The organism is Pseudoalteromonas amylolytica (genome assembly GCF_001854605.1).
Lineage (GTDB): Bacteria > Pseudomonadota > Gammaproteobacteria > Enterobacterales > Alteromonadaceae > Pseudoalteromonas > Pseudoalteromonas amylolytica.
Genome location: NZ_MKJU01000006.1, coordinates 318,665 through 337,298, shown reverse-complemented (window position 1 = coordinate 337,298; position 18,634 = coordinate 318,665). Strand labels below are relative to the sequence as shown.

Genomic DNA, 18,634 nt, shown 5'->3' with positions numbered 1-18,634 from the left:
CACTGTATTAGACAATGTAAACATCAAGTAACCAAAGGTTAAATAAAATCATGTATGGAACGAGATTTTTAAGTGATGTTAAAGCAAATGCACACGCAGCGCAGGGATTTGATGATGTGGTGTTGTACAAAAAAGACAAGCAGGCGGTTTACATTAAACATGTGTTTATGAGTAAGCTCCCAGCCAAAGTCAAACCTGATATGAGCGCCCAACATATTGAATTTATTAAACAGTTAGACACGCTCAACCTACGCTGTTACGTACTTGTTCATGTAAAAAATAAATTGTCGGGGCAGTACGATTTAGCATTCTTTTTAGATGATTACGAAGCGATTCAGGGAGTGAGTAAAGAGCTCGCTATGCAAAGAGTTATGCCTTTAGCATCGGCAACACATTTAATCGATACAATTTTGCTGTGAGGGACCTATGATGAGAAACAATATGGCAATGAGACACGCGCAAGTAGAGCGCTTTAAAGCTGAATTGCAGATCAGTATTCGCAACCTACGTAAAGAACGAGGGCTAACACAAAGACAGCTAGCCACGATTTTAGGTGTTGACCAAGCAACCATCAGTAACTTTGAAAGTGGTAAAACCGTGATGAGCATCACTCAAGCGTACGAGTTGGTACTGGTATTTGGTAAGGACTTTTCAAACCCAACGCTGGCACTCGCGTCTGGCTACTAGTGATAACAAGTAGACGACTTGCTTGTAGCGAAGGCTTAATCTTTATTTTTCAAAATGGATGCGCATCCTAGGAGTTTAACCAACCTACATGTTTTAATCGCCCGCAATGGGTGAGTTTATTGAACTTCAACGCTATTAAAATTTTCATCTATGCGTTCTTACCTATCGATTGCCATAAAATATTTTATATTGAAACCCCGCAGATGATGAGATTCTGAAATAAATTCAGAATGACAAAACCACGATTCTGAAACACGTTCAGAATGACGAGGCTGATTGAGGTTATAAGATTCTGAAATAAATTCAGAATGACGAGACTAATTAGGGTCATGAGATTCTGAATCAAGTTCAGAGTGACGAGACCTGTTAGGATGATGAGATTCTGAATCAAGTTCAGGATGACGAGACTGGTTGAGGTTATAAGATTCTGAAATAAATTCAGAATGACAAAAGCATGATTCTAAAACACGTTCAGGATGACGAGACTAATTAGGGTCATGAGATTCTGAAATAAATTCAGAATGACAAAACCATGATTCTAAAACACGTTCAGAATGACGAGACTGGTTGAGGTTTAAGATTCTGAAATAAATTCAGAATGACAAAAGCATGATTCTAAAACACGTTCAGGATGACGAGGCTGATTGAGGTTATAAGATTCTGAAATAAATTCAGAATGACAAAACCACGATTCTGAAACACGTTCAGAATGACGAGGCTGGTTGAGGTTTAAGATTCTGAAATAAATTCAGAATGACAAAAGCACGATTCTGAAACATCTTCAGAATGACGAGGCTGATTGAGGTTATAAGATTCTGAAATAAATTCAGAATGACGAAACCATGATTCTGAAACAAATTCAGAATAACAAGACCAGTCAGAGGTGCTTAAGTGAACGGTATGAGCTGACTGCAAGGCTTGGGTTAGCTTGTACCACATCGCCAGCTTGTTTATCAGCTCATATATAAACCGCTCGTTCAAAGTGCCGAGACTTCCTGCGCTATCTCATTTTTTACCTTGTCCACCAGTTCGTTGAGGTTACTGCAATCCATCACCCAGTCAAAGTCTACATAAATACCGGCTTTCTCTTCGAGCAGTTCGCAAAACTCTACAACATCAATTGAGTCTAGCCCTAGCAGTGACATATCCAGCTTCATGTGTTCTTCGTTAAAGTCTTTGGTTACAAAACGCGTGCCCCAGCTCATCACGAGGTCTTTAATTTGACGTGTTTCCATTCTAAATTCCTTGCCTATCTAACATCCACTTGGTCACTAAACTCAGCTGACCACTCATAAACTGCTCCCGACATGTCTGGCGGCGTATCTTGCCACTAGAGGTCATAGGTATTGTCGAGGGCTGCACCAATGCAATGCCATATACCGGTATTGCAAACTCTTGATATACCGCTTTTCTAATGCTTTCAATCACTTCATCGTAGTCCGCATTTTTCACGTGGGTGCGTTCCACTTCATGAATAAGGATCAAGCGCTCTTTGTTGTTGTCATAAATTGATACCGCTGCACAGCGCTCATTTCTCAGTGCTTCATGGGCGTTGTAGCTGCATAGCTCTACGTCTTGTGGGTAAATATTTCTGCCATTAAAAATCAGCAAATCTTTTACCCGACCGGTAATAAACAGGTTTTCTCCGTCGGTAAACCCCAAATCGCCGGTATTGAGATAACACTTACCGCTGTCATCATCCGCCAGACGATTTTGAAACGCTTCTCTGGTCGCGCCTTCGTTGTCCCAGTACCCTATTGCGTTACATGGGCTGTGTAGCCATATTTCTCCAACTTGCATATTGGGTAGCTTGGTTTGACGCTCCCCATCTACAATCGCGATAGAGTCTTCAATCAACGGCACACCAGAAGAGACTATCGTTATGCTATCTGCCGACTCCCCTATTACAGGCTCTATCTTGCTACATTCATAAGAGTGCCTGTCGACTGTTAGATACACAGGCGCTTGCGTTTTAGTGGCACCACTGATGATTAAGGTAGACTCGGCCGTGCCATAACAAGGGTAAAAGGCACTGGCTTTGAAACCACAACAGGCAAATGCTTGCGTAAACTTTTTAAGCGTTTGTGCGCGAACAGGCTCTGCGCCATTAAAGGCCACTTCCCAACAGCTTAAATCCAGTGTTTGTTTATCTTCATCACTGATGCGCTCAACACACAGTTCATAGGCAAAGTTAGGCGCCCCGCTCACCCTCACTTTATATTTAGAAATGGCTTTTAACCAACGCAGTGGCTTTTGCAAAAAGGCGTTTGGTGCCATAAATATAAACGGCTGACCGATATAAATAGCTTGTAGAAAATTACCAATCAAGCCCATGTCATGATACAGCGGCAACCAAGACAAATACGTAGACGGCCCGTTATTTCTAAAGCCTTTTTTAAGAATGATCTGGTTCTCAATCAGGTTGTCATGGGTCAACGTCACGCCTTTTGGTAAGCCCGTTGAGCCTGAAGTGTATTGCAAAAACGCAATATCACTGCCAGATACATTTTGTGGCGCTTTGGGGGCTGATTGCATCAAGAGTTCATGTAACACAATATGCAACTGCGTCTGCGGTAGATATCGCTGCGCATTTTGTGCAATTCTGTCATACGCTTTTTCATAGGTGATCACCCATTTAGCGCCAGCGCTGTTGGTGATTTTTTCTATCTTTTCCCAATCGCTGGCACGTCTGCTTGGCACCGGTAACGGAATTGAAATCACCCCAGCATACAAACACCCCAAAAAGGCCACCGCAAATTCATAAGACGATTGATACAACAACACAACACGCGCGCCCTTGGTGATGTGCTGCTTATCCAGCCCCGCGGCAAATTTCATAGCCTGAGTATGAAACTCCCCATAGGTCATAGGCGGCTGTTCTGTTTCTCCATCGCTAAGAAACAACAGCGCTGTGTCGTCACGTTTCTCTAGCGCAAGTGTTGACAATATCTGTACAAAGTTAGGTAAGCCATCGCTGGCAGGTTTGTAAGCTTGTAGGTCAAGCTCATCGGTTAGTATTTCCATCGTTCTCGTTCCATTTATTCATAGCCGCACGTCCTTTGCCAACCCAACTACACATGTTCACTACAGAGCTGGTTGGAGTGTGTTTGCTATTGCTTTAAAGTTGCTTACTACCGCGCTTTTTACTTGCTCATTGAAAAAATCAACCACCTTCATACGTAACTCCGCGCTCGCAACCATGTTATTATCTTTAAATATTTGCGCCTCACACAGTGCAAAACCTCGGCTAAAGCTTAATAGCTCCACCTCACAGGTGAGTTTATCTCCTGGCACCACATAATTAACAAACTTACTGTGAGAGACCGCCGCAAGGATTGCCATGTGACTAAAATCAGACTTATACAGCACCAAATTTCCAGCCGATTGCGCCATCATTTCAATAAGCAGAACCCCTGGCACAATCGCAAAGCCTGGAAAGTGCTCATCTAAAATTGGCGACTGGTTGGGTATTTCAATCACGCTTTTTAATTGCTTAGTTTGTCTATCACTTACATCAATGCGCTGTAAAAACTTAAAACTTTCAAAGTTCATCTATGCTCTTCTCTTATAAAGTGGCATCCCGAAGCGAACACGCTTCGGGATGCCAAGCGTTAACGTAGTCGTTTAAGTGAACTTTGACTGAAGTCGCTATCACTCAAGCCCTCACGGAACTGATAGTTATAAAACTCCAGTACCGTTGATTTACCACTTTGGTGGTTAACCATCTTCGCATTATCAGGACGCCAAAATCCTTCGATGTACTTGTTATAACCGCTGTAAGTCAAAGTCTTGAGCAGCGCATCTTTACGATCATAAAACTCAATTTTTTGAATGCGATAGGCTTCTTTGTCTATCCAAACAATGCGTCGTTTATACCCTGAGTTTTCGTCTACCGGAAACTGCTCAATCTTGTGGCTTTGTAGGCCATTGGCTTCTTCTTCGCCTAAATAGTTGTAGGTATACTTTTGTACTTCAAACGAACTTAAATCTTCATAAGCAAACTCAGAGCCCATAAATGGTCCCGATTTATTGCTCGAAGAAATGCGTTTTACGCGTTTAAGTGCGGGTAAATACAACCACTGATCATCGGCCCCCACTGGGTGAGAAAAGCTCAAAAACGCCGTGCCTTTGAGGTCATACGGCTCCACAAATACAGTGAGGCTTTTATCACCGTCAGACAATTGCTCCAGCGTATTGAAGGTGATCTTACGAATACTTTCTTGGCCCTCGGTATTGCGCAAAATCATTTTGATTTCAGAGCTGCTATCACCCCAGCCCGTATCGCGAGATTTATACTCTTTGGAGATCTCTAGTCCTTTTTGTGCGCCTTCCATTGCCAGCACACCGTGAGCGCACAGCATCACGGCCGATAGTAAGGTGCAATGTGTTAGTTTTCTTAGATTTAACATGAGATTATTTCCTTTCTTTTGTTATCTGATCAGCTTGCTTCTCGCTTCAGCGCTAAGTCACTTTGCTGCTCATCCCACTGGGCGTCCGTCTGATTTGCTTTGCTGCTTTTACTTTTATCAATCGCCAATAACAGCGGTGGCAAGAACAGAAAATCAATGATGAGTGCAACCAGTAAGGTTATTGCGGTTAGCAGGCCCATATCGGCATTGGTTTTAAAGCTAGAAATAGACAACACGGCAAAACCAACAACTAGTACAAAAGTGGTGATCCACAATGAGCGTCCAACGTTGCCAAAGGCGTAATAAATTGCCTGCTCTGGGGTCTCACCACGCTCGCGTCGGGCATGGAAATACTTACTCAAGAAGTGCACAGTATCATCCACCACTATCCCTAAGGTCATACTGGCGACCACCGCAAGTGCCACGCCCATTTGCCCATCCATTAAGCCCCAAATACCAAAACCAACTAATACTGGCGCAAGGTTAGGCAATAAGCTTATCAAGCCAAAACGCACGCTTCGCATTGCCAAACCTAATACAATCGAGATCACTATTAGCGCGATGGTGGTGCTGATCAGCAAGCTCTCAACACTGCTTTGGCCGATGTGCGCAAACATCAGACTGGGGCTGGCAATATCCATGCGGTACTGATTGCTGTTGGCGCCAGACCAAGCTTGAATACGTTGCTCTACGTCAATTAACTCACTGGTTGTAAGGTTTTTAAACGTCACAATTAAGCGTGTTGAAGATTTATCAATGTTGATCTGGCTGTTTAAATCTAGGCCGTATGGCAAAGACAGCTCATACATTAGGACGTATTGCGCGGCGAGTTCACGCGATGTTGGTAAGGTATAGGCGCTGGGGTCATCACCATTCATATTGCGATTGACGCGTTTAATGGTATCGGTGATGGTACTCACGTGGTCTGTTTCAGGCTGCTGGCGTAGCCAGTCACTAAAATCAGATACAAATTTTAAGTACTGAGGTTCATAAATTCCGCTGCTTTGGCCTGAGTCTACCGACACCTCTAAAATGGTCATACCTGAGATATTTTCCTGCATAGTATCGGTCGCAGTTCTAAAAGGTACGGTTTCATCAAAGTATTTTACGTAGTCGTCATTCACTTCGTTGCTGGTAACATTCAGCGCAAGCACCACGGTAATCACACTCACCACTGGCAACAACACCTTTTTCTTGGCGATAATAAAACCCGCTAGTTTGTGCATATTATTCTGACTGTCGCTGATATCTTTACTCACGCGCACAGGCAAAATAGACAGCATCGCAGGGAAAATCGTCATAGAGAAAATAAAGGCCAAGAAAATCCCCATCGCCACTAAATTACCCAAATCGCGATACGGTGGAGAATCTGAGAAGTTCATACATAAGAAGCCAATGGCCGTAGTCACTGTGGTTAGGAATATCGGTTGAAGATTAAGCTGTAAGCTCTTAGCAATGGCCGCTTTTTTCTCTGCGCCTTGGCGCATTTCGTAAAACATAGTGCTAAGAATGTGCACACAATCCGCCACCGCAAGCGTTAAGATCATAATCGGTGCGACCGATGATGGGCTGGTCAAATAGAAACCCAACCACCCCGCCAGCCCCATGGTGCTGGCAATACTGATAATGATCACGGTCACACTGGCAATCGTGCCGGTAATGGTTCTTAGTAATACGCCAATGGTGATGATCACCAATAAAAACATCAGTGGGATAAGCGTTGCGCTGTCGGCCATTGATGATTCGCTAAATGCGGTGTTCATCATTACCATGCCCGATAAATACACTTCAGTACCGGGGTTGTTTGCCAAGTATTGAGCTTTTAAATCACGCACAAATGCAGCAACTTCGGGCACTTCGGTAATTGGATTTACACCCGGCAAGCGCACGGTGACATTCACCACTGACACATGCCCCTGCTCAGACACCGCTTTGTTCACCAATTGCGGCTCATTTAGGGCTATTTCTTTGATGCGATTAAGGTCCGCAGCGGTTAGGCTCTGCACATCCGTGACGAGGTCTTCTACGACTAAATCGTCACCCTCGGCATAACTGTGTTGAAAGTTGGTGATAGAGTCCACCCGCGTTGAATACGGTATTTGCCAACTTTGTTTGGTCAACTCTTGAATAGAAGCAAGGTGCTCTTTGCTGAACACATTACCGTCTTTAGGCACTATCAAAAAATACACGTTGTCGCTTTTGCTGTATATTTTTTGCATTGATTCATAAGCTTGTAACTGCGGATGCTCAGGCCCGAAGAAAACTCGGTAATCAGATTTAAAAAGCAGGTTTTTTGCCCCATTAGAGGCGAGAAAAGCCAGCCCTATTATTGCAACAAATACCCATATCGGGTGCTTTATTACAAAGTTAAAAATTTTATTCATCATAAACGAATTTCCTTTTATGTTTTCACGACTTATAAATATTTATGCCGATAGTGCTAACTGTTTCCGATAGCTTTTATCGACAACTTTTTTGTCCAATATCGGGCATCCATTAAAGCCAGCGAACTTTTCTAGTTCTTTGATTAGCAAAGAGAAGAATTCTTCTCTATCAAATTTCAAGTCCTCTAAATGTAAGCTCAATACTTCAAAACGCTGTTCACTGCGATGGGCTTTACAATCCACACGGCCCACCAGCTGATCGCCAAACAAAATAGGCAAACAAAAGTAACCGTACTTTCTTTTATCTTGCGCAACGTAACACTCTATTTTGTAATCAAAGCCAAATAACTCACTGAGCCGTTCCCGATGGATAACCAAGTTGTCAAAAGGCGACAAAATCTTTACCAGGTTCTTACACGCTATGGGTTGTTCGAAGGTTTGTGTATCGACGTAAAGTTCTTTACCTTTGCCATGTTTGACAACCGTGATATCTCCGGTCTGAATATGATCATTGAGAAGCTGGCGCATTGTTTCTCTAAGTGGTTTACCGGGTCTCAAATGCACCAGCTGCTTCCAATTAAATACACCATGGGCGCGTTTGGTGGTGTTAAACAAATACTCGGCGTATTCGCTAAGTGATGGTGTGCTTAAATCCAGTGAACTGGGTAAACAACGCTCCGGTAAGTCATAGACTTTTTCCATACCGTTGCGCTTACATACCATGAGTTCACCACGCATAAATAGGTTTTCAACTGCCCGTTTACCCGGCCCATAGCTCCACCAACTGCCCTCAGAGCCACCTTTTTTATCGATGTCTCTCAGACGTAACGGGCCTTCTGATTTAACCTGCACCAGTACGTCTTTCATCATCTTGGTTTGGGTACTTTGAAAGTATCGGTTTTCCCCATTGCGTATGCTGTTCATTTGTATCAGCGCATATCGATAGTCTTGCATTGGTAAATACGCTGCGGCGTGATACCAATATTCAAAAATACTTTGCTCTGTAATCAACTGATTGAGGTAGTCAGGATTGTAGCTGGGCACACGACTCCACAGCACATGATTGTGCGCGCGCTCAACAACGCTCAGCGTATCTATTTGCACATAGCCCAAATGCTCAATAACAAGTTTGGTCGCTTGCAAGCCATCATCTGGCTCTACCTCAGAAAGTAACCCTTGTTTGGCCAGCGTAATACGCCTTAGTTGCTCAAACGACTCCATATAACACTCCACATCCTCAGCGCTGTGAGCTTGCGCTAAGACAAGCCCACAGCTTTTACAACTAGCCTAATACGGGCTCAATAACATCAGGGGCAAACGCCGCCTTTGCCGATGGCTTAGACAGGTTATTAACCAAGTAATTATTTAGCTTCGCGAAAGGTTTTAAGTCCACTTTCGCGTGAACAACGTTGGTCAGTACTTCGCTTACAATAAGGTCGGCGATGGTAAAGTGGTTACCCACCAAGAACCCTGTTTTTTCAATAGCCTTTTCAAGCATGTTTAAACAGCGCATCACTTCGCCCTGCTCTTTGTCGGCAATTTTTGGGTCTCGGATACTTTCGTCGAACCAAGTTAGGTGTAGTGAAGCAACTTCAATATGGCTCTCCAGCTCAGTCATCGCCCAAACAGACCATTGCAGTAATACCGCTTCATCATGTACATCATCCACATAAAGTGTGTCTGCACCGTACTTTTTAGCCAGATAAAGACAGATTGGCACTGACTCAAACAGCACTAAACCCGCATCATCAATAACAGGAATACGGGCATTTGGATTGATTGCTCTAAACTGCTCAGAACCTGTTCCTTCACTACCGAGTTTGGTGAGTTCTTCTTGGTACGGTACGTTCATTTCCTCAAGCGCCCATCTAACACGGTTAGCTCTAGAATAGGGGTTACCATATAATTTAATCATCACAATTAATCCTTTATTTCTATTGGTTTACTTTGAAATAGACGGTATTGCTTACTCCGCCATCTCCGTTAAATACTTGTCGTGAAAATGTTTGATTGACTGTTCATAATCCTCAGCCAATGCACCAATGCCACCTAAATCCGACATCATGCCTTTTTGAACGCGCTCACATAAATCAATGTCTTCCTGATTCACGTTAAACTCTTCACTGCTGCCCGCATCTTCATAGTACTGGCCTTGGTCTTGCTCACCCTCGTCCATAAACTTACCAAACACCCTAATCTGAACCTGACTGGTGGTCGACGACGTTGGTACTGCTTTTAACATGGCCACAAACTTAGCCCCGGTGACTACGCCCAAATTGGGATAAATCATATGATCCCCCGAGCCGAACCACGTCTCGTTGGGGGCGATAATTTTTGACGGTAAGTATTTTTCGAATTCGGCCATTTTTCCTTCCACTAAGGTAGACTGAAAAAACGACCAATGACCATTGTAGTAGTGATTCACCTGACTTTTATGATCCAGTCCTAAGATCGAATTTTTATGGGCGTACCATAGGTGATAACTTTCAATGTGGTTTTCAATAAATAGCTTCCAATTTGCATTCATATCATAGTTAACGCTGTGAATTTGTTCCAACTCACTGAGATCATATGGCCCAAAGTGCTGGCCAAATTCTCCTATCCACTGGGTAAAATCTGGCGCGTTATCTGGGTCTGGGTGAATGAAGATCATACTCTTAAACACGTTAACGGCAGCTGGATAAAGTGAAAGCTCTTTTTTATCAACACGACTAAATTGCTTCGCTTGCTGTGGAATAGAACGAAGCTCTCCCGTTAGGTCATAACGCCAGCAGTGATAGCCACATTCAATTGCACTAGAGATATTACCCGAGTCACGCAGCATCACCGTGCCACGGTGGCGACAAATGTTATGAAATGCTCTCAGCTGACCTTGATTATCGCGGATCACAAACAAAGGTAAATTACCCACCGTTGTACAAATGTAATCTCCGTTATTTTTCACATCATTTTCGACGCCAACAAAACTCCAGTTTTGTGCAAATACATTTTTTTGCTCTTTGGCAAACCACTCTTCACTGAAGTAGGCTTCACGATTTAATCCTAATGACTTAACGTCCCTCATACTGCACCTCCTTGGTGACTTTGCGAGATAATGACCCGTGAGACTTAGAAATTGCTCGATTTATGCTTGTCATTATTCAATGCCATCATTTCTAAGCCTCACACCACGTTTTGTGTTATCGCTGACAGCAAGTAACTAACTATGTTCATCTGCCAGCGGCTGTTGTGTTACTCAATATTTAAGTGCCTGATGCATCGGCTATTACTTCATGCTCCGCATCTTGCTTTGCCACTGTTTTAGTGTCATTTGCACTGTGTGTTTCTTGCTCATCTTCATCTGAAATATTTCTAAAAAAGACGCGTCTAAAGGCAAGTGCTGGCCTGTCTGCTATCACGCTGACCGGCTTGTCGATACCGTAGGTTTGTTGTGATGAAAGCATCAGCTCAACATGCTCGACGTCTTCCCCATTGAGCTGCCTAACCCACTTTTTGATGATGTAATCCACCAGCGCATTTTTGGCGAATGAACGAACATGCTCACCAAAGAACCACGCCTGCGTATCATCCGCTGGAGTCACCATGAACAAGGCAACCTGCTCATGCCCAGAGACAAATCGATCGTAAAAATACACCACGCCACCTAAGTCAAAGCGGAAGTAGCATTTTTCACGGTCCAAGCGAGTCACGCCCAATAAGCGGCGGCTAAGCCCCAGCATGCCTTCTGTGCCTTTTACGTCATCATGCACAGGATCAGTTGGGTCTAACTGGCCCCAGTAGCCACGCATATCGTCGTCATAACGGATCACCTGATCGGCCACACGGGGAGGTTCACCCGCCAGTGTGCCCGGATGAATAAATGGCGGGTGCGTGTTGTCGATAGCATTTTCCACCACGCTTAAAAATGGTGCATTAGCAAAGATAGGAATATCCCTTACACGACGCATCCCTCGGCCATAGTCTTCTTCCAAAAAGTAGTAGTGTGGCGGATTGGGATCACTCGGCGCTGACTTCTCCCCCCAAATCCAAATGATCCCTTGGCTTTCGGCGACGTGATAAGCGTTCACTTTTGCATTGTTGGGAATATTTTTGGATGGGCACTGAGATGGAATGGCTGCACATTTACCCGCACTATTGAACTCCCAGCCATGAAACGGACATTGAATATTGCCGTTCACCACCTTACCAATCCCCAAGTCTGCGCCTCGGTGAGGGCACATTGCATCTAGGGCCACGACCTTGTTTTCGAGGTCTCTAAAAAATATGATTTGACTGCCTAATATCTTTCTTTTCAAAGGCAGTTCATTGTTGATTTCATGACTCCAGCCAGCGGCATACCAAGCTTTGGTCGGAAATTTTTTGTTGTCCATAATCTTTGTCCGTATATCTTGAATTATTTAGTATGCTTTTCAGGGCTTTGTAAAAACAAAATAAAGCTCATCAAACACATGGTGTAGATAAATGCATAGTGGTGGGTGATCATTCCCAAAGTTGGCACTCGCCAATACTCAAAATATTCACCAGCTATGACAATAAAACCCAAAAACAACATCACTACACTTATGCCACAACCAAATATTCCCCACTGCTTAGCGGCTTCAAAAGCCGTATCATCATTGCGTGCTTCAAACATCTTGTAGGCTGCAAACAAGCACACAGCGCCCGTTGCAAACTTAGATAAATAAATCACCGCAAACCCGAGTGTCGCTATCACCGGCGAATGGATACTGCGCCACTCTATACCGGGGGTATCCGCAGCCCCTTCCATACTCAGTACATATCGAACCTGCTCCAAACCTGGTGCGTAGTCCATCAAGTTACTCAGTACGCCAACGAACCCCCAGCAACTGACACAAAACATCAGTACAATTTTCAACAACCTTACCATTCAAATATTCCTTTTAATTCTTACTACAACGTGTTCGAAGCGCCCTTTTTATCGAGCGCGAACAAGGCCACCTATTAGCGCGTGTACACATCAAGTACATGATTGAATGACTGTGCATCGGTCACTTCATGGGCGCGAGCACGATCAATCTTGCCACTGGATGTACGGGGCAATCGACTTGTCCCTAAGAAAATAAAGCGATGTATCGCGAGCTTATATTCACTGAGGATTTGGCCACTGAGCGTCACTGCCAAGTCTTCCAGCTGAGGTAGCTGTGTACTAACTTCATCAAGCCTAGACTTATGAATTTCTTGGATAAAAATAACCTCGGAGTCATCTAACCCTTCATTGACTTGAATCAGACAAGCCCCGGTTTCAACAAAGTAATCCCGTGACTTTGCAACAAAGTACTCAATTTCTTCGCCGTAGTAGTTTTTACCGTTGACGATCAACATGTTTTTCAGCCTGCCAACCACATGTAGCTTGCCATCGTTTAGATAACCTAAGTCACCCGTTCTGAGGTAGGTAGGTTCGCCGTTGCTACCATCCAGCGTCGCTTGAAAGGTCTCTGCACTGGCTTGTGGATTATTGATATACCCCTTGGCAACATGCGGTCCGCGCACCCAGATCTCACCCGTTTCACCATCGGCAAGTTGATGTCGCTGCTCATCAACGATGATCACTTCAGCCTGTTCATCAGGTTTACCCACGCTGACATTTAATGGCGTAAGCCCTTGCGCTTCAATCACACCCGTTTCACCTGTCACATAGAGCGTGGTTTCAGCCATGCCGTAGCAGAAAAATGGCGCATTGTGCGCAAAACCATACGCGCTAAAGCGTTCAATAAAGCGCTTGATGGTCGTCGCTCGAATCATTTCTGAACCGTTAAAAGCAACTTGCCAACTACTCAAGTCAACCCCTTCTAGCTGCTCATCTCTTATCCGTGTAACACAGTAGTCATAGGCAAAATTGGGCGCACCACTGACACTGGCAGAGTACTTGGAGATCAGCTGTAGCCATTTGCTTGGGTTATGAAGAAAGTCATTAGGAGACATCAACACCGCGCTGCCGCCGGTATACACTGGATACAAAATACTCCAAATCAATCCCATATCATGGAAAAATGGTAGCCAGCTGACTGATGTTTCATCCCCGCTTAGCTGAGCATGTTTGGCAAACCCACGCTGGATCATTTGTAAGTTTGCCAACAGGTTGTCATGTCCAACTACCACCCCTTTGGGATTGGCGGTTGAGCCGGAGGTAAACTGGATCAAAGGCGGCACATCAAAAGACAACTCCGGCATAAAGCCTTCAAAATCAAAGGCACGCACTGCATCGGTGCAAATAATTTTGTACTCTTTACCATCGAATAGCTTTTCAAGTTGATAGCCAACCTGCTCTGCCTTGTCTCGCGTTGTAAATACCACGGCCACATCAATACCACTGGTGATTGAACGCAAGCGGTTATCTGGTTCATTCCCCGGCGGAATATACATGGGAATAGCTGATACATTGCCATACATACAGCCAAAAAATGCTTCCACAAATTCCAGCCCTGGCGAATACATCAGCAGCGTATATTTACCCTCTAGTTGCTGCTGCTTAGCAATATCAGCGATAGCACACGCACGCTCATGTAAACGTCGATAAGTGATAGTTACAGGACGCACAGCGCGTGGCGCATAATAGCTATACGCCTTTTTATCACCTATCTGTTGAGCGTGTTGTGCCAGCACTTGAGAAACTCCTTTTTGCTGCATCATTCACCTACTCCTTACTTATCAACAACGCTTTGTGTGGGCACCTTCGCTCTGCTACTACGCTTAAGCGGAGCCCATAGTTGGCTAAACCACCCTTCTGGTACGTAAGTGCTTACACCGATTTCTTTTGATGCCATACGGTCTTTTGGATTGAGATAAGAGCCAAAGATGTGGTCCCATATCATAGAGACCGAACCATAGTTGTTATCATGCTCATCCCTGATTTGGCTATGATGCCAATGATGTAATTCAGGCGTGTTAAAGATGTAAGATAACCAACCACTTCTCACAGCCACATTAGAATGTGTCAGCAAGCCAACTGTCAGCTGAAACGCAAAGTACCAATTCAATAATGCAGGAGGCACGTCAATGACCAACACCACCAACATAATTGGCAAGAAGAAAGTAAATACTTCCAGCGGGTGCACTCGCGCGTTGTTTAAGACGTGCAATTGGTGGCTGTTGTGATGCAGCGAGTGGAACTTCCACAGCATAGGTAAGGTGTGGAATGAGCGATGACAGATGTACCAAATGAGATCAACGATTAGGGTCATGATGATCAGTTCCAGTACAAATGGCAGGTTTAAATTAAATAAGCTTTCACTGCCTGAGCTAGCTTGCGCGCCCACCACGGCGAGGGCTACCGCTGTAGCTCCGATTTGCGCGGCGGGAAAGGTAATATTGTAGAGAAAATCATTCCAACCTTGGCGATCATATTTATTCCAACTCTTGTGATAGGGAATAATTAACTCCAAGATGAAAATCCCGACCAATAACCCCAGAAAGTGAAACTGTATCGCCATTTCATAAGACATCGCCATCGGTCCAATTAGCCACCAATACATCGCCAGTGAACCTGCCATAACCGCAGGCCAAACCAATACCAGCAAGTGACTCCACGCTGATTTATCTGCGTTTAATTCCATTACATCTTTCATGTTAACTTTCCTCCTTTGAGATCTTCCGTGATTCAACACGCTGTGGTGTTGGTACTTGCACATTGCTGGCAAGACCCATCCACTGCCACAACTTAATCAACCCATAGCCGATGTCTAAATTTCTCGCATATAGCCCCACATGTGCAGAGCGCGGAAAGGCATGGTGATTGTTATGGAATGATTCACCCAAGGTAATAATGGTCATCCACCAGTGGTTACGGCTGTTGTCTCTGGTCTGAAAGGTTTTAGTACCTATCAGGTGGTTAAGACTATTGATATAACCTATGGTGCTGCTCAGTACGAATGAACGAACTCCCCAGCCCCACAAAAAGCCGGTTAGTAAACCTATGGGTTTTTGCGTTACGGCAAACTCCACCAGTGCAGGCAGTATCATTGCTAAAGCTATCCATTTGTAATAATGCTTATTCACCGCGCCAATCTCTTCGTCACGAAGTAAATCAGGCACATACACCATGGGGTTTGGGTATTCATGGCGCTTCATCCAGCCAAAGGCAGCATGAAATACACCGTTATACTTCGAGTTATGTTGATTCGGTGTATGTGGGTCACCATCTTTATCAGTAAATTGATGGTGGCGGCGGTGAAAAGCAGCCCAGACAACAGGTGGCCCCTGCCCGCCCATACACGCCAGTGCAACCAAAGATTGCTTTAAACTTTTAACCGGTTCAAAAGAACGGTGAGATAAGTAGCGGTGACTGCCACAGATCACACCCACTAAGGTTAAAAACCACATCACTAAAAATTCTAAGATGTTTGTTAAGGTAGGTGGAAACCAAACAAACGCAGCCACAGTCAGTGGTATTGGCAAGCAAGTTAATATCAAGAAATGCCACATCTGTGTTTTTGCCATGCGTTCATCGAACATCATGGGACTCTTTTCTTCGCTTAAGACAGAGTCTACTTTCGTGTTATTGTCCATAAGATACACTCAAATATTTCTCTAAAGTGGTCGAAACTGACATCGAACTTCCTTTTTTGTTGCTAGGATCAATGCGCTCACTCGCGTCTGCCGGCCACTTCAATCACTTTTATTGCTAGCAGTCACAGCTGTGCAACGTTACGATCCCAGGCTAACAACGCCTCGGTGATCTGCTTTGCTGCACGCAGCCCTGACTCTAGCGCCCCTTCAATCTGACATGGATGCGTTTGTGCGTACTCTGCACCACACCAATAAATGGGTGGCTCCTGCTCGCGTAATACATGCCCCATCCTGCTCATCACACCGGGTGGAAAATAAGCGCCATAACTGCCACCAATCCACTCGTTTTGAGCCCAATCTTCGATTAACACCTGCTGTGGTTTTGGAAATTGGTTGCCAAACATGTTACCAATCGCATCAGCCACTAACCGCTCTCTGTCTACGCCATCGGCCATAAACGCTTTGGCATGGCTGGTCCCAACAAAGGCGGCAAGCACGCCGCTTTGCAAGTCCGAAGGAGAGTTGTCTATGGTGTAACTAAGTGGAAAGTGATTGCTCATCACCTGACCTGATAAGCCCAACTCCAGCCAATATGGCTTGTCGTATATGGCTTGAACTTTGATAACCCGCCCCATGGGGAGCGCTTGTAATAAGCGCTCTCTGGCAGTGTCTCTCGGTGGTGAAAAGATAACCTGCTTGACCGCCGGTGGTGGCATGGCACACAAGATAGAACGATAGCGCCCAGACACGTGCCCCGCATCCACAGTGACCATATCATCGGCAACTTTGATGGCTCGAACTGGCGTATTGAGCAGGATGTTTTCCAGCCCAACACTTGTAGCTAGGTGATCACACAGCTGTCTAGGGCCATGGGTGAACCTGAGCGCTTGATGGCCTTTATCAACGCTAATCAAGCTGCTTAGACTCACTGAGCGGTTGGAGTAGTAGAGTACATACAAGAACGACACCATATGTGACTCAACCCCAAACACCATTTCACTGACCATTCTGAAGAATTGTTTACCACTGGTGGTAAACAATGTCTTATCAATCCATTGGCCAAATGACATATGGTCATACTCCACAAACAACTCATCCCAAGGCTCTTGGTTTTGCAGTTTGCCCATAATGCGCTCAAAGCGCGCCATGCCTTGAATGATGTCTGAATTGACAATCGGCCCTAGCGAGGGAAGTATTCCCTTAAAAGCACTACGTTGGTCATTCCACCAAATTAAATGTTCGCCATCGTTATGCGTTTGCTTGGTTTCAATACCAAAACGTTCAATTTGCGATTTAATTAAGGGTTGTTGTTCAGAGAACCAGTTTGCGCCAAGCTCTACCGTCACGTTGTCCTGACAGGTGGTGTCTTTAACGCGTCCGCCAACGTGGCTCTGTGCCTCAAATACATCAACCGTTAAGCCTGATTTTCTCAGATGATCTGCGGCGAATAAGCCGGAAACACCGGCTCCCACCACACAAACATCCGCTGTGCGTGCTATATCACTCATGTTGATACCCTCAGAAGCAGTTTCTTAGCTGCCCACGGCGCTTGATATCGAGTGATGCACAGTGAAATGAGCCGACAAACGGAAAATAATTTTCGAACTCACAGAGAATTGGCTGCATCCCCAGCTTTTTCAGAAACTTAATTGTATGCTCTTGATTGCTTTCAACAATTATGCGTTTCTCGTCCAAGCTCAGCATATTGATATTCAACCAACCTGATAGACGCCCCAAACGGTTTTTAGCACTGTAGATCACCTCTGGCGCTTCAAACATTTCCCATGTTTTAAAGATGTCAGGCAATGCCGCTGGGTCAAAATAATCAGGACTGTATACCAAACGCCCTTCATCTAATGGCATGATGGTGTCATCAATATGCATGGCGAATGCATTTTTGGTTTCCACCTCATGCACAGTGAAGTCAGCACCTAGGATTTGTCTTACCCATTTGATCCCAGCTTCATTGGTTGTGTGGCTGCGAGAAACCAAGATATCTTTACCAAACTTCATGAAGTCAGCCGCGTCGAACAGGATTTCTTCCTCAGTGGTGAGCCACTGAGTTGGACGCCCATCTGCATCACGCTTTAAATCGTTAACAAAAGACTTATCAGACAATCTCGGTTTTGGTGCGGAAATCCAACGCGCACCTCGCTCGTTCAACTCTTTAAGAACATCTCTGTAAGCAAATGTCTCGAAGTAGCGGCTCCTATCTGCCATAGGCGACTCAACAATGAGATCACCAATTAACAATAGGCTATCTCGAGGGTTTGAAGAACAAAACTGATTTGGCACATGCCAATCGGGCGTCTTCAGAGGTTGAGTAAAATCAATTGGCTGCGCCACATGAACTTTAACTCCTTCACCTTCTAATATTGCCCGCAGCTCGGTTACTTCTTTTCTTGCCGCATCAATAAGATCGCTTGGGTAGCAGCGGCTACCATTGGGAAAAATGTTGTCTAGCACGTGCTCATATTCAGGCGGCACCACAGCATCAAAGACCGCCATTTCACCGGGCTTCATCGCCCCAAGCGGATCGCCGAGCAATACTTCTTCCAATGGGTCCCATTCGGTAAAAGTACCTACGTTATTTTGCTCACTCGTATGAATAGTCATAAAACTTTCCTT

At 44.8% G+C, this 18,634-nt stretch carries 17 protein-coding genes; 2 read left to right on the top strand and 15 right to left on the bottom strand.

Features of this window, described 5'->3' with window-relative positions; all coding sequences use genetic code 11:
* Positions 1-50: 50 nt before the first annotated feature.
* Entirely contained in the window at positions 51-419 is a 369-nt protein-coding gene (locus BET10_RS02985; protein WP_070983333.1) for a hypothetical protein, read from the top strand.
* A 22-nt stretch (positions 420-441) separates the two neighbouring features.
* On the top strand, positions 442-687 hold the full coding sequence (locus tag BET10_RS02980; protein ID WP_240503626.1) for a helix-turn-helix transcriptional regulator: 246 nt from the start codon (positions 442-444) through the stop codon (positions 685-687).
* Between the two features lie 977 nt (positions 688-1,664).
* Here the strand turns inward: BET10_RS02980 and BET10_RS02970 are convergent.
* The 15 genes from BET10_RS02970 to BET10_RS02900 form a co-directional block, all read right to left on the bottom strand.
* On the bottom strand, positions 1,665-1,922 hold the full coding sequence (locus tag BET10_RS02970; RefSeq protein WP_070983330.1) for an acyl carrier protein: 258 nt from the start codon (positions 1,920-1,922) through the stop codon (positions 1,665-1,667).
* 1 nt (position 1,923) lies between these two features.
* Positions 1,924-3,711 carry a fatty acyl-AMP ligase gene (locus BET10_RS02965; protein WP_070983329.1) on the bottom strand — a complete coding sequence of 596 codons (1,788 nt, stop codon included), beginning with the start codon at positions 3,709-3,711 and terminating at the stop codon, positions 1,924-1,926.
* A 60-nt stretch (positions 3,712-3,771) separates the two neighbouring features.
* The gene (locus BET10_RS02960; protein WP_070983328.1) at positions 3,772-4,239 is read right to left on the bottom strand and encodes a 3-hydroxyacyl-ACP dehydratase FabZ family protein; all 468 of its coding nucleotides are present in this window, start codon (positions 4,237-4,239) and stop codon (positions 3,772-3,774) included.
* A 59-nt stretch (positions 4,240-4,298) separates the two neighbouring features.
* Entirely contained in the window at positions 4,299-5,096 is a 798-nt protein-coding gene (locus BET10_RS02955) for an outer membrane lipoprotein-sorting protein (RefSeq protein WP_070983327.1), read from the bottom strand.
* Positions 5,097-5,125: 29 nt separating this feature from the next.
* Complete coding sequence (locus BET10_RS02950) at positions 5,126-7,483, bottom strand: efflux RND transporter permease subunit (protein WP_070983326.1); 2,358 nt, start codon at positions 7,481-7,483, stop codon at positions 5,126-5,128.
* Positions 7,484-7,522: 39 nt separating this feature from the next.
* Entirely contained in the window at positions 7,523-8,701 is a 1,179-nt protein-coding gene (locus BET10_RS02945; protein ID WP_070983325.1) for a winged helix-turn-helix domain-containing protein, read from the bottom strand.
* A gap of 61 nt (positions 8,702-8,762) precedes the next feature.
* Positions 8,763-9,395 (bottom strand): glutathione S-transferase family protein, encoded by a 633-nt coding sequence (locus tag BET10_RS02940; RefSeq protein WP_070983324.1) that lies wholly within the window; start codon positions 9,393-9,395, stop codon positions 8,763-8,765.
* 51 nt (positions 9,396-9,446) lie between these two features.
* Positions 9,447-10,544, bottom strand: coding sequence for an aromatic ring-hydroxylating oxygenase subunit alpha (locus BET10_RS02935; RefSeq protein ID WP_070983323.1), 1,098 nt, complete (start codon positions 10,542-10,544; stop codon positions 9,447-9,449).
* Positions 10,545-10,722: 178 nt separating this feature from the next.
* The gene (locus BET10_RS02930; RefSeq protein WP_070983322.1) at positions 10,723-11,850 is read right to left on the bottom strand and encodes a Rieske 2Fe-2S domain-containing protein; all 1,128 of its coding nucleotides are present in this window, start codon (positions 11,848-11,850) and stop codon (positions 10,723-10,725) included.
* Positions 11,851-11,873: 23 nt separating this feature from the next.
* Positions 11,874-12,368, bottom strand: coding sequence for a DUF2165 domain-containing protein (locus BET10_RS02925; protein WP_070983321.1), 495 nt, complete (start codon positions 12,366-12,368; stop codon positions 11,874-11,876).
* A 74-nt stretch (positions 12,369-12,442) separates the two neighbouring features.
* Positions 12,443-14,131, bottom strand: a complete 1,689-nt coding sequence (locus tag BET10_RS02920) for a fatty acyl-AMP ligase (protein ID WP_070983320.1) — start codon at positions 14,129-14,131, stop codon at positions 12,443-12,445.
* An 11-nt stretch (positions 14,132-14,142) separates the two neighbouring features.
* Positions 14,143-15,066, bottom strand: a complete 924-nt coding sequence (locus BET10_RS02915; RefSeq protein ID WP_070983319.1) for a sterol desaturase family protein — start codon at positions 15,064-15,066, stop codon at positions 14,143-14,145.
* A gap of 1 nt (position 15,067) precedes the next feature.
* A complete protein-coding gene (locus BET10_RS02910; protein WP_070983318.1) occupies positions 15,068-16,006 on the bottom strand; it encodes an acyl-CoA desaturase in 939 nt (312 codons plus the stop codon).
* Positions 16,007-16,128: 122 nt separating this feature from the next.
* A complete protein-coding gene (locus tag BET10_RS02905) occupies positions 16,129-17,514 on the bottom strand; it encodes a flavin monoamine oxidase family protein (RefSeq protein ID WP_070983317.1) in 1,386 nt (461 codons plus the stop codon).
* 10 nt (positions 17,515-17,524) lie between these two features.
* Positions 17,525-18,622 carry a hypothetical protein gene (locus BET10_RS02900; protein WP_070983316.1) on the bottom strand — a complete coding sequence of 366 codons (1,098 nt, stop codon included), beginning with the start codon at positions 18,620-18,622 and terminating at the stop codon, positions 17,525-17,527.
* Positions 18,623-18,634 lie beyond the last annotated feature (12 nt).